Origin of the sequence: Candidatus Thioglobus sp. (assembly GCF_029243085.1) — a bacterium.
Taxonomy (GTDB): Bacteria; Pseudomonadota; Gammaproteobacteria; order PS1; family Pseudothioglobaceae; genus Thioglobus_A.
The window spans coordinates 1-12427 of record NZ_JAQWSS010000063.1 but is presented as its reverse complement, the minus strand read 5'-3'; the positions used below and the strand labels follow the sequence as shown (position 1 = coordinate 12427).

At 38.3% G+C, this 12427-nt stretch carries 17 protein-coding genes and 1 tRNA gene; 6 read left to right on the top strand and 12 right to left on the bottom strand.

Features of this window, described 5'->3' with window-relative positions; genetic code table 11:
* Positions 1–63: 63 nt before the first annotated feature.
* Together P8M52_RS03550 and cysQ are read left to right on the top strand one after the other, a co-directional pair.
* Positions 64–140, top strand: a tRNA-Ile gene (locus P8M52_RS03550).
* Between the two features lie 115 nt (positions 141–255).
* On the top strand, positions 256–1020 hold the full coding sequence (cysQ, locus tag P8M52_RS03545; RefSeq protein ID WP_300307420.1) for a 3'(2'),5'-bisphosphate nucleotidase CysQ: 765 nt from the start codon (positions 256–258) through the stop codon (positions 1018–1020).
* On the opposite strand, the gene nadC is transcribed toward cysQ, so the two are convergent.
* Genes nadC through nudE form a run of 7 tightly spaced genes read right to left on the bottom strand, consistent with a single transcriptional unit; the run spans position 1006 to position 5904 of the window.
* On the bottom strand, positions 1006–1827 hold the full coding sequence (gene nadC, locus P8M52_RS03540) for a carboxylating nicotinate-nucleotide diphosphorylase (protein ID WP_300307418.1): 822 nt from the start codon (positions 1825–1827) through the stop codon (positions 1006–1008). The genes cysQ and nadC overlap by 15 nt on opposite strands.
* Positions 1820–2908: a lipid-A-disaccharide synthase gene (gene lpxB, locus P8M52_RS03535; RefSeq protein WP_300307415.1), complete on the bottom strand. Its 1089-nt coding sequence runs from the start codon at positions 2906–2908 to the stop codon at positions 1820–1822. Before lpxB ends, nadC begins: the two co-directional genes overlap by 8 nt.
* 6 nt (positions 2909–2914) lie before the next feature.
* Positions 2915–3217, bottom strand: coding sequence for a ribosome assembly RNA-binding protein YhbY (gene yhbY, locus P8M52_RS03530; protein WP_300307412.1), 303 nt, complete (start codon positions 3215–3217; stop codon positions 2915–2917).
* Positions 3210–4451, bottom strand: a complete 1242-nt coding sequence (gene lysA / locus P8M52_RS03525; protein ID WP_300307409.1) for a diaminopimelate decarboxylase — start codon at positions 4449–4451, stop codon at positions 3210–3212. Before lysA ends, yhbY begins: the two co-directional genes overlap by 8 nt.
* A gap of 3 nt (positions 4452–4454) precedes the next feature.
* Entirely contained in the window at positions 4455–4655 is a 201-nt protein-coding gene (locus P8M52_RS03520) for a hypothetical protein (RefSeq protein ID WP_300307406.1), read from the bottom strand.
* A 39-nt stretch (positions 4656–4694) separates the two neighbouring features.
* Positions 4695–5354, bottom strand: a complete 660-nt coding sequence (gene aat / locus P8M52_RS03515; protein WP_300307404.1) for a leucyl/phenylalanyl-tRNA--protein transferase — start codon at positions 5352–5354, stop codon at positions 4695–4697.
* Positions 5347–5904: an ADP compounds hydrolase NudE gene (gene nudE / locus P8M52_RS03510; protein WP_300307401.1), complete on the bottom strand. Its 558-nt coding sequence runs from the start codon at positions 5902–5904 to the stop codon at positions 5347–5349. The genes aat and nudE overlap by 8 nt, the downstream gene beginning before the upstream one ends.
* A gap of 56 nt (positions 5905–5960) precedes the next feature.
* Here nudE and P8M52_RS03505 point away from each other — a divergent pair, with 56 nt between their 5' ends.
* Positions 5961–6911 carry an MBL fold metallo-hydrolase gene (locus P8M52_RS03505; protein WP_300307398.1) on the top strand — a complete coding sequence of 317 codons (951 nt, stop codon included), beginning with the start codon at positions 5961–5963 and terminating at the stop codon, positions 6909–6911.
* Positions 6912–7029: 118 nt separating this feature from the next.
* Here P8M52_RS03505 and P8M52_RS03500 read toward each other — a convergent pair whose 3' ends face one another.
* The 4 genes from P8M52_RS03500 to P8M52_RS03485 all read right to left on the bottom strand — a co-directional run bounded on the left by P8M52_RS03500 (position 7030) and on the right by P8M52_RS03485 (position 9225).
* Complete coding sequence (locus tag P8M52_RS03500; protein ID WP_300307395.1) at positions 7030–7269, bottom strand: glutaredoxin domain-containing protein; 240 nt, start codon at positions 7267–7269, stop codon at positions 7030–7032.
* A gap of 9 nt (positions 7270–7278) precedes the next feature.
* Complete coding sequence (gene leuB, locus P8M52_RS03495; RefSeq protein ID WP_300307392.1) at positions 7279–8346, bottom strand: 3-isopropylmalate dehydrogenase; 1068 nt, start codon at positions 8344–8346, stop codon at positions 7279–7281.
* Between the two features lie 40 nt (positions 8347–8386).
* Positions 8387–8551 carry a rubredoxin gene (locus tag P8M52_RS03490; RefSeq protein ID WP_300307389.1) on the bottom strand — a complete coding sequence of 55 codons (165 nt, stop codon included), beginning with the start codon at positions 8549–8551 and terminating at the stop codon, positions 8387–8389.
* 74 nt (positions 8552–8625) lie between these two features.
* Positions 8626–9225: a peroxiredoxin gene (locus P8M52_RS03485; RefSeq protein ID WP_300307386.1), complete on the bottom strand. Its 600-nt coding sequence runs from the start codon at positions 9223–9225 to the stop codon at positions 8626–8628.
* Between the two features lie 124 nt (positions 9226–9349).
* Here P8M52_RS03485 and cysS point away from each other — a divergent pair, with 124 nt between their 5' ends.
* Entirely contained in the window at positions 9350–10738 is a 1389-nt protein-coding gene (gene cysS / locus P8M52_RS03480) for a cysteine--tRNA ligase (protein WP_300307383.1), read from the top strand.
* On the top strand, positions 10713–11396 hold the full coding sequence (gene yrfG / locus P8M52_RS03475) for a GMP/IMP nucleotidase (protein ID WP_300307380.1): 684 nt from the start codon (positions 10713–10715) through the stop codon (positions 11394–11396). Before cysS ends, yrfG begins: the two co-directional genes overlap by 26 nt.
* A gap of 55 nt (positions 11397–11451) precedes the next feature.
* Here the strand turns inward: yrfG and P8M52_RS03470 are convergent, their stop codons facing one another.
* Entirely contained in the window at positions 11452–11856 is a 405-nt protein-coding gene (locus P8M52_RS03470; protein WP_300307377.1) for an SCP2 sterol-binding domain-containing protein, read from the bottom strand.
* 203 nt (positions 11857–12059) lie between these two features.
* Between P8M52_RS03470 and P8M52_RS03465 the strand changes: the two genes are divergently transcribed.
* Positions 12060–12427, top strand: a 368-nt coding sequence (locus P8M52_RS03465) for a YfcE family phosphodiesterase (protein WP_300307374.1), incomplete at its 3' end; no start/stop codon positions are given.

The window sequence follows — 12427 nt, the reverse complement described above, 5'->3', positions numbered from 1 at the left end:
GACACCCTTCTCGTGCACATAAACTTCAAAGCTTCTTAGACACATAAGAAGATCCGTTTTTTCGGGCCTATAGCTCAGCTGGTTAGAGCACTCGACTCATAATCGATTGGTCCTTGGTTCAAGTCCAAGTAGGCCCACCATATACCCACAATCCCTTTGTTAAGACAATATAAGTAAATATTGTTAACAGGTGTTGTGCCGTTAAAAATTCAAGTTAACGTGATTTTTCTTAAAAACCAAAGGTATGATTAACTCATGAAATTTGACAAACTAATCCCTCGTCTCATTAGCTCAACTCAAGAGGTTGGTAAAATGATTATGTTTCACTATAAAACCAACTTGGACGTTAAAACTAAGATAGATGAAACGCCAATAACTATTGTTGATCAAAAAGCTCATCAATTAATTACTAACACTTTACTAGAAATAACGCCAAAAACCCCTATTCTTTCAGAAGAGTCTGAAAGAATTGATTACACAATACGTTCTAATTGGAGAGAATATTGGCTGATCGATCCATTAGATGGTACTAGAGACTTTATTGAGGAGACGGGTGAATTTTGTATTTGTATCGCCTATATTAAAGACCACCGTCCTATCTTTGGTTTTATTTACGCGCCACTCAGTCAGATATACTATTTTACTAACGATCAATTTCAAGCGGTCAAGGTACAAAACAACAAAACAACTGTACTTGAGTCGCGCATCAGGCAACACCCTTTGGAAGTTGTGATTGGTCATCACTCTTCTAATAATCAACACTTACAGTCTCATTTACAAACTCTTGGAGATGTACGAATTAATCGTCTTGGTAGTGCGTTAAAATTTTGTAAGATTGCAGAAGGGGTATTTGATTATTACCCAAGATTTGGACCTTGCTCCGAATGGGATACAGCTGCAGGAGAATGTATACTTGAAGCTGCTGGCGGCTATGTTGTTGGTGTGGATAACAAACCTTTACAATACAATACTAAGGAGAGTTTAAATAGTCCTATATTTTTTGCTTCAGGCAAAGCGTAACGATAAATCTATCGCTTGAATATTTTTTGTAATACTGCCCGTGGAAATAAAATCAACTCCAGTCTCGGCGACATCGGAGATTGTGTTTATATCAATATTGCCTGATGCCTCAAGTGGCAAAACGCCAGCAGCCATCTCAACCGCCTGTAATAGCACTTTAGTTTGAAAATTATCGCACAATACTCGAGTAACTCCTTCTAATGTCAATACTTCAGTCAACTGCTCTATCGTCTCCACTTCTACAATAAGATCTAAATCAGGATATTGTGTTTTAGCATTTTCAACTGCTTTAGTAAGGCCGCCTGCAGCAATAATATGATTTTCTTTGAGCATCACACAATCATAAAGACCAAGACGATGATTGGTACCACCGCCACACTTAACTGCATATTTTTGAGCTAATCGGAGCCCAGGTAACGTTTTTCTTGTATCTAGTAGTTGCGCTTTAGTATGAGAAATTTTGCCAACCAAGAAATAAGTTTGTGTTGCGACTGCACTCAAGGTTTGCAAAAAGTTAAGTGCAACGCGCTCAGCGCTAATAATGGCTCTTGACGATCCTGAGAGTGTGCATAACAACTGCGATGGTTCAACCAGATCACCATCTTTGACTTTCCATTCAATATCAATATTCTTATTCAACGATAAAAATGCTGCCTGTGCAAACTCTATGCCGCAAATAACCGCCTGCTCTCGACAAATAATACTTGCCTTAGTTGTTTCATCTACTAGCAAATTAGCCGACACATCTCCTGAACCTAGGTCTTCAGCCAAAGCTAAATCGACAATTTGTCTAAAGTCTTTATTCATGAATAAATTCGATAATTAGTTTGGCAGTTTCCTCACTAGCATTTAGACATAGTTGCTGATGAATTTTCTGAAATTCTGCCACAAGATTTGTTTGATCACTGGTTAAAATTTTAAGCGCTTGTGTGGCAATATTGTCTGCATTGGCATCATCCTGAATCAGTTCTGGCACCAATGGCTTATCAGCAATAACATTTGGTAAACTAATATACTGACTTTTAACCAAGCGTGAAGCCACAAAATAACTCATTGCTGATAACTTGTAAACTACTACCATAGGTACGCCAACCAAGGCTAATTCAAGTGCTGCAGTGCCTGAAGCAACCAATACAATATCAGCATGCTGCATTTTTATATGAGCTTGATCCACTGATATATCAATTGACTGACTACCGACTAACGCCTGAGCCCAATCTAGTAGATCGTCATTTGCTAATGCCAAATGAAACTTAAGATTAGGTTTCTTTTCTGACATAATTGCTGCTGCTAACAATAATTCAGGCAACAAACGCTTTACTTCGCTAGATCTAGAACCAGGCATTAATAAAACTTCTTGACCAGGAGTGTGCTTCGTTCTTGGCGTTAATTTTTCTGCCAAAGGATGGCCAACAAAAATAGCACGCTGATTATGGCGTTTATAAAAGTCGACCTCAAATGGGAATAGGCACAATATTAGATCTGTAGATTTTTTTATCTTTGTCACACGAGATTGACGCCATGCCCACACTGAAGGCGAAACAAAATGTATGGTCTTAATACCTTGGTCTTTGAGTCTCTTTTCAATGACAAAATTAAAGTCTGGCGCATCAATACCAATAAAAACATCAGGCCTGTTATCAGTAAAATAACGCACTATGGCAGCTCTAAGTTTTAATAATGAAGGTAGTTTTTTTAAAACTTCAGTAAACCCCATCACATTAACCAAGCCCATATCCCAACGCTTATCACAACCTGTTTGCTGCATTTTTGTACCACAAAGACCTTCTATCTGAAGTTCAGGGTCTTGGGATTTTAAAGCTTGGACTAAGGTTGATCCAATTAGGTCGCCTGAAGTTTCAGCAGCGCTAATTGCAATCTTGGTCATCGAATGTTATTTTCTTGGAAGGATAATTTGAGGGTCTTTATCGAATGCACGATAAATGACCATGACATTGCCAATCACCTGAACTAGGTGAGATCCTGAAATATTAACAATTTCATTAATAATTTTCTGCTTATCTTCACGATCATCACCACGGACTTTAATCTTAAGCAGTTCGTGTGTTTCTAAACTAGACTCCAATTCAGCCAAAACACCCTCACTAAGGCCGTGCTGACCTAACATTACTACTGGTTTCAGACTGTGCCCTTTGGAGCGTAAAAATTTCTTTTGGTTGTTGGTAAGTTTAGTCATTGATTAAATACTCTGTATTAAATAGATCTTGAATAGTTTCACGTTTTCGAATTAAATTGTGCGTATCGTTTGACACCATTACTTCAGCAACTCGCGGTCTAGAATTATAGTTTGAACTCATGGTAAATCCGTAGGCACCTGCAGACATGATAGCCAAATAATCGCCTTCAGTTAAAGATAATTGTCTATCTTTAGCTAAAAAATCGCCTGTTTCACAAATTGGCCCTACTAAATCCCATCTAGCATCAATACCTATGGCATTTTTATTCACTGGTAACACTTGATGATAGGCATTGTAAAAAGCAGGGCGTAATAAATCATTCATAGCACCATCAATAATGGCAAATGATTTATCTGAATTTTGCTTTAAAAATTCCACTTTAGTAATAAAAGTTCCGGTATTTCCCACAATAGCCCTTCCCGGCTCTAAAATAATCTCTAAATTTCCTACTTTCTCTATTATTTTGCCAATATAGTCACTAATATTGATTGTCACTTCGTCATCGTAACGAATACCAACACCGCCACCCAAATCTAGATGTGCAATTTCAATTCCTCGATCATTAAGCTTGGTAATAAGGTCTAACACCTTGTCAAGCGCATCAATAAATGGAGATACGTCTGTTATTTGCGATCCAATATGGCAATCCAAACCTTGAATATTAATATGCTTAAAGTTATTCGCTTTTTCATATAAAGCAATCGCATCATCAATATCAACGCCAAATTTATTTTCTTTAAGGCCTGTTGAAATATAAGGGTGTGTTTTTGCATCTACATTCGGATTAACGCGAATTGAAATAGGCGCTTGAGTATCCATCTCTGCAGCAACTTGTTCAATACGATCAAGCTCCGCAGAAGACTCAACATTAAAACACCGAATGCCCGCTTCTAGTCCACGGCTAATTTCCTCTTTAGTTTTTGCTACGCCAGAAAAAACACATTTAGAAGCTTGCCCGCCAGCCGTCAGTACTCGCTCCAATTCACCAATCGATACGATATCAAATCCGGCTCCAATTTTGGCCAAAACATTTAGTACTGCAATATTAGAGTTGGCCTTAACCGCATAACATACCAAATGTGGGTGTTGACCAAAGGCTAAATCGAATTCATGCCAATTGTTCTCGATGGCAGTGCGTGAATACACATACAATGGCGACCCGTAACTAGCCATCAAATCTGCTATATCAACAGATTCAGCATGTAGTGAGTGATTTTGGTATGAAAAACTCAAGAGTTACTTTGAGTTATGGGGCATGATATCTAACTCAGGCGCTACCATTACTACTTGCTCTGTTTCATCAATTTCTTGAGTCTGAGCCACTACTGGAGTTGTCATTGCCTGTTCTTTCATCATTTCCAGATCGCCCATTTTTCCACAAGCACTAATTCCAACCACTACAAAAATCAATGCAGCTAACTGAGCTATTTTTTTCATTGTCCTTCCTGTTTGCTAATAAATAATTAATGCTGTATTTTACAGTAAATCGTTTAACAGTTTAATAAACGCTGATCGCTCGATATTATAGGCGCCGAGACTTCTTAAATGAGGACTCTCAACTTGACAATCAATTAATTCATAGTCCATTGATTGAACTAAATACGTCAATGCAATTTTTGATGTATTGGGTAATAGTGAAAACATCGATTCACCAAAAAACACCTTACCCATAGAAACGCCATACAACCCGCCCACTAGCACTGACTTTTGGTAGACTTCTATAGAACGCACAATTCCGTGTTTGTGTAGCTCAGTATAGGCGCTCACCATATCTGCATCAATCCAAGTGCCATTCTGATCTTTACGTTCAATCGTCTTACAATGGCGAATGACAGACGCAAAATCATTGTCAATTTTTATATTAAAGTTATTTTTCTTAAGAGTCTTTTGCAAACTCTTGGATATATGCAAAGACTTGGATGTAAGCACCATTCTCGGATTAGGGCTATACCAGAGCACTGGATCTCCTTCACTGTACCAAGGAAAAATACCGCGTTGATAAGCGTTAATCAAACGAGCAGATGACAACTCTCCACCAATGCCAATTAGGCCATTAGGCTCCTCAAGCGCCAACTCAACATTTGCAAACGGTGTGTTGATATCAGTTAGCACAAAAGATTGAGGAATTTCAAGCACTTGAATGTTGTTGTCTAATCACTTCTTTAGCCATGTATAAGGCTGCAATGCTACGCGCTTCAGTTAAATCATTGTCATAAACTAGAGTTTCAAGCTCTGAGAGTTTATGTTCAACCACCTCTAATGGCTCTGGCTCATCACCTTCTGCACAATCCTTATACAAATCTTGTGCCAAAACAATATGCGTAACGCTGGATTGGTAGCCTGGCGCAATACTCATTGCTTTTAGAAATGTTAGCTTCTTTGCGCCATACCCTATTTCTTCAATTAATTCCCTATTAGCTGCTTCAAGAGGTGTTTCACCATCATCAATTTTGCCCTTAGTGAGTGCTAGCTCATAACGATCTGTGCCACCAGAATATTCATAAATCATTAATACGGTTTCATCATCCAACATTGGAATCACTAAAACTGCACCATTGCCAGGTGGCTTCAAACGCTCATATTGCCTCTTCTCTCCATTAGAAAATTCAACATCCATGGATTGAATATTAAAAAATCGTGTTGTTGCTATATTAGTAATATTAGTCAATGTGGGTTTTTTTCGCATAATTAACATTATAACATTAGCTATAATAATTAACTTAATATAGAGGAGAGACAGGCATGAACAAATTGGTATTACTATTTGCATTAACATTCTCAAGCTTCGTAAATGCTTGGGTGATTAATGGTGTGGGCGATTTTAAATTTGAACAACTAAATGATCAAGTTCATGTCATACATGGGCCTATTGCCAGCCCTAGCGAGAAAAATCATGGCTTTATGAACAACCCTATTTTTATTGAAGGAGATAATGGTTTAATCATTATTGACCCTGGTAGTTCAAAATTTGTTGGAGACAATATTCTTAATGAGGTAGAAAAAGTATCATCAAAACCAGTTGTGGCTGTTATAAACACGCATGTGCATGGTGATCATTGGCTTGCAAATCATGCTGTTAAAGATAAATACCCAGACGCTAAATTCTACGCCCACATGAACATGATCCGAGAAGCGGAATACGGTGAAGCTGAACGTTGGATAAAGATATATAGTGACATTACTAATAAAGCAAAAGGAACAATCGCTGTTATACCAACTTATTCAATTGGCCATAAAGACACACTAACGATCGAAGGACAAAAGTTCATTATTCACTCGCCACTCCCATCATCTCACTCATCTTCAGACATTATGATTGAGCATGTAAATTCCAAAACTCTTTTTACTGGTGACAATGCCTTTACTGATCGAATGGGAAGATTTGACGGGCAGTCAAGCATGCTAGACAACATCAAAATCTTAGATTATGCTAAAAACTTAACTATTGATACTTATGTTCCTGGACATGGTTACTCAGGAGCTGTTACCCAATCGATTGATCCCTATCTAAATTACCTTAAAATTATCGAACAAGAATCTAGAAAAGGATATGACGAAGATTTGGCCGACTACGAAATCAAACCTTTTGCTGATAAACATCTAGCAGCATATAAAGACTGGAGTGGCTATGATCAACAATTAGGTGTGCATATTAACAAAATGCTACTGGAAATTGAGGCGCTAGACCTTTAAAAAATAAAGCTCTGCACATAAAAAAAAGACGACTTAAAGTCGTCTTTTTTTATGTATCTGTCATTAGACAACTTGAAACTCAACAGTCCTAGACTAGCATGTTAACAAGGAAAGTTTTTTAATCAAAAAAACCATCCATATGCAACTCTGTCAAATCACTAAATCCGCCTATATGTTTGCCATCTATAGTAATTTGTGGCACCATTCTAGCACCATTAGTCACTTTAGAGAACTCCACCATATGTGCACGGTCCTCATCGATCATCTTTTGTTCAAAAGGCAGATTCCACTTATTTAAAAGCTCTTTGGTTTTAACGCAAATCGGGCAGGTGTTAGTTGAGTAAATAACAATATCCATCATATATTCCTATAATGCAGCAACAACCAAATCGCCAATCTCATTAGTGCCCACTACACGGTCGCCTTCTCCGGCAATATCTTGAGTTCGGTAACCTTGATCTAGAACTGTATTAACCGCAGCGTCAATTTTATCGGCAAGTTCAACTTGATTAAGCGAATAGCGAAGCATCATAGAAACTGACAAGATGGTTGCTAGAGGGTTGGCTAGATCTTGACCAGCAATATCCGGTGCTGACCCATGAATTGGCTCATACATACCAAAACCATCTTTATTAAGAGATGCAGAAGGCAACATGCCAATTGAACCGGTTAACATGGCGGCACAGTCGGACAATACATCTCCAAATAAGTTGGAAGTAACCATCACATCAAATTGTTTTGGCGCCTTAACCAATTGCATGGCAGCATTATCTACGTACATGTGAGAAAGCTCTACATCTGGATAGTCTTTGGCCACCTCTTCCATAACATCACGCCATAATTCGCAGACTTCTAGTACGTTGGCCTTATCTACAGAACACACACGCTTATTGCGTTTTTGTGCAATTTTAAATGCTGAATGACCAATACGACGAATCTCAGATTCATAGTATGTGGCACTATTAAAACCGTATCGCTCACCATCACGTGTCTCAATACCACGAGGTTGGCCAAAATAGATACCTGATACCAATTCACGAACAATCATTAAGTCTAGACCTGAAACAATCTCTTCTTTTAAAGTTGATGCGCTCGCTAACTGTGGATATAAAATAGCAGGACGAAGATTTGAAAACAAATCCATTTCTGCACGCAAGCCCAATAACCCGCGCTCTGGTCGCAAATCTCTTTCTAACGATTCCCACTGGTAACCACCAACGGCACCTAATAAAATAGAGTCACACTCATGTGCAGCATCAATGGTTGCCTGCGGAAGTGGAGAGCCGGTTTCATCATATGCCGTACCACCAACCAAACCATGCACTAATTCCATATCTAAATTATCATTTTCGTTTAGATGATTAATAACTTTTAGCGCTTGAGCAACAATTTCTTGTCCAATACCATCACCTGGCAAAACCAATACCCTTGACATATCTTTTCCCTCTATTTATCTCGTAAAAAAAACTATTTTACTAGATTTCAACCATTTCGAATTGATCCTTAGTCACGCCACAATCTGGACACACCCAATCTTCAGGAACATCGTCCCATTTTGTACCTGGCTCAATTCCTTCTTTAGATGCGCCTTTTTCTTCATCATAAATCCATCCACATACCAAACATTTATATCTTTTCATATTCTTAATCCTTTAATTTTTCTAATAAAAAAGGGAGTTAATCACTCCCTTTTAATTCTATACGTGACGTCTATTTATAAATCGTCAGCATTTTTTGCTAAGTATTCAGCAACACCCTCTGGCGTATCTTTCATACCTTCATCACCCTTGTTCCAACCTGCAGGACAAACTTCGCCATGCTCAGTATGGAAATCAAGTGCATCTACCATGCGCAACATTTCATCAACATTACGACCAAGAGGCAAATCATTAACTACTTGATGACGAACTGTAAACTCTTCGTCAATTAAGAATGAAGCGCGTAGCGCAATACCTGCAGGATGAACAACGCCATAAGACTCCATAATTGAATGATTAACGTCAGCCACTAGTGGAAAGTCAACCGCACCCAAACCGCCATCTTTAGGCGCTGTATTGCGCCATGCATTATGAGTAAACTGTGAGTCAATTGATACACCAACCACTTCAACGCCTTTTTCAGCGAACTGAGCCGCTCGATGATGATGAGCAAGAATTTCCGAAGGACATACAAACGTAAAATCTAGTGGATAGAAGAACAACATAATCTTCTTACCCTTAAGACTTGAAAGTGAAAAATCATCCACAATAGTGCCATCAGCTAAAACTGCTGCTGACGTAAAATCTGGTGCTTGCTGAGTTACTAAAACGCTCATTTTTTCTCCAATATTTAATTTATAAAAACATAGATTATACAACTATAGCTTGTAACAATACTTATAAAAAATAAGGGTTAATCTAACTAAGCATATTTGCACCACTTTAACGTAAAATAACGTCATGCTTAAAATTTACAATACGCTGAGTAAGCAAAAAGAAATATTTCATCCAATCGATCCCGATAGAATTGGCATGTATGTCTGTGGAATGACAGTTTACGACTATTGTCACATGGGTCACGCTCGGGTTTTGGTGATGTTTGATGTTATCACTCGACACCTAAGACGTAATTTTCCAGCCGTTACTTACGTGCGCAATATTACTGATATTGATGACAAAATTATTGCCCGTGCCATTGAAAACAAAGAAGATATTTACAGCTTAACCAATCGTTTTATTGATGCTATGCACGAAGATGAGCGCGCATTAGGCATCTTGCCACCTGATATCGAGCCTCGCGCAACAGACGCCATGGATCAAATGTTTTACATGATTAAATCTTTGGTGGAAAAAGGCATTGCTTATCAGGCTAAAAATGGCGATGTGTATTACTCGGTGCGTAAATTTCCTAACTACGGAAAACTCAGTGGAAAAAATTTAGATGATCTAGAAGCTGGTGCTAGAGTTGATGTTGATTCTGATAAAGAAGACCCGCTTGATTTTGTTTTATGGAAGATGGCCAAGCCTAGCGAACCAAGTTGGAAATCACCCTGGGGTGATGGTCGACCTGGCTGGCATATTGAATGTTCAGCTATGTCAACCCACCATTTAGGTAATCATTTTGATATTCATGGTGGTGGCATGGATTTATCATTCCCACATCATGAAAATGAAATTGCTCAATCCGAAGGTGCTAATGGCTGTGCTTTTGTTAACACTTGGATGCATGTCGGCTTTGTCAATATTAATGATGAAAAGATGAGCAAATCTCTGAATAATTTCTTTACCATTCGTGGTGTGCTAGAAAGTTATGATGGTGAAACATTGCGTTATTTCATTATGAGCTCTCACTATCGCTCACCATTAAACTTCTCTGATAATAATCTGAACAACGCTAAAGACTCCTTGACACGATTGTATACTGCCATTCGAGGATTGCATGCAAGTGAGGCAGCGTTAGAGGAGGTTTCACAGCGTTTTGATTTTGAAACAAAATTCAATGAAGCTCTAGATGACGACTTTAACACACCAATTGCATTAAGCGTCTTATTTGAGTTGGTCAAACTGATCAACTCAACGCGAGATAAAGACATTGATCAGGCTAACGCCTTAGCACAACTACTTGTTAAACTCGGCGGTTATATTGGTCTTTTGCAAATGGATGCAGACGCGTTCCTTAAGCAAGGTGTCTCTTTATCTGACGATGAGATTGATGAAAAAATCAAACAGCGCCATGAGGCAAAAATCAATAAAGACTTCGCTACATCTGATCAAATTCGAGACGAGCTTACCGAGCTTGGTATTGTTTTAGAGGACAGTGCAAATGGCACTAGCTGGCGTAGAAAATAAAATTGACTGGGGCTCAATTGATACCATTCTACTTGACATGGATGGTACGCTATTAGACCTTAATTTTGATCTACACTTTTGGCTGGAATACTTGCCTTTGGTGTATGCAAACAAACACAACATCACCCATCAACAATCTAAGGATAAAATTCGCCCTATGCTCGAAGCCGAGCAGGGAAAGTTACATTGGTATTGTCTTGATTATTGGCAGAATGTATTTGAATTAGACATTGCCAAACTTAAAGAGGATGTCTCTCACCTTATTCAAATTCATCCATTTGTACTCGAGTTCTTGGCCCAAGCAAAGCAACATAAAAAACGCATTTATCTAGTCACAAATGCTCATAGAAAAACACTAAAACTAAAAATGAGGGTTACTAATTTAGAGAGCTACTTTGATGGCGTTATCAGTTCGCATGACTATAACATTGCCAAAGAAGAGCAAGGATTTTGGCAACAGTTAGAGCAAGCCATTGATCTTGACAAAGAAAAAAGCATCTTTTTTGATGACTCGATTAACGTACTTAATTCTGCCAAAAAATTCGGCATCGGTACCGTGGTCGCCATTAGCAAGCCTAGCTCGAAAATTGCCACTAAACCATTAGAGGGCTTTATGAATATCGAAACTTTTGAGCATGCATTGCCTGTCAGTAAATAAACAATAAAAAACCCGCTATTAAGCGGGTTTTTTTATCAATGCAATTAACTAATGGTTACTCACCACCAATATCACTCATTAACGAAAAACTTTTTACAAATGGAGTAGCCATTCTAGGGTCTTTAATCATTGCGCCAAAGTCACCTTTTTCAAATTTTAGCTTACCCATGGTAACAGCCATACCCATTGATGTCATACCTAGAGGTTTATCTAGCCATTTCATCCAATTCTTTTTATCAGCGCGCATATCCCAATCGACAGTCTCACCATTGTAATCACCTGCATTTACACACTCGCCATTTTCAACAACAAAAATACCTGTTGGTGTACCGTCGCCTTTAAAGCCACATGCGATTGTTGAAGAGAAGTTAATTTCTGCTAATTTACCACGAACCTCATCCGATGCATTCCATGCATCTTTAAGCTGGTTCATCCACTCACTTGAAAATAATACTGCCATGTTAATCTCCTATTGATAGTATTCATAAAGACAGAGTGCTTTGAGGCCGCTCTGCCAATTCTCCTCAAATTTATTCATTTTATGAATGGGAATATTATGCCTAGTAACATGTCTCAAAATTACTTATTTTTATTCCAAGCATAAAACAAAATATAACGACTTGATTTTATGTAAAAAAATTATATAGCGTATAATTTTCAAACATGAACCTACCACTCAAAATTGGCATTCTTTCAGATACGCATGGCTTCATCCATGAGGAAATCATTCACATTATTAATCAATGTGACATTGCTATTCATGCTGGAGATATTATTGACGAAAAAACACTCTTATCGTTAAAACCCAAACAAATGGTTATTGCCGTTCAAGGCAACAACGACAGTCATTTAACTCAATTAAAAGCTACAGAATCACTTGAATTGCCAGGCGGCATAGTTGCTGTAGACCATGGTCACACGCATGGCCATCATAAGCCTTCACATGAGTCACTTAGAAAGGCGTATGCTGATGCCAAGGTCGTGATTTACGGCCATACGCACAAACAAATAATAGATCAAGACAATTATCC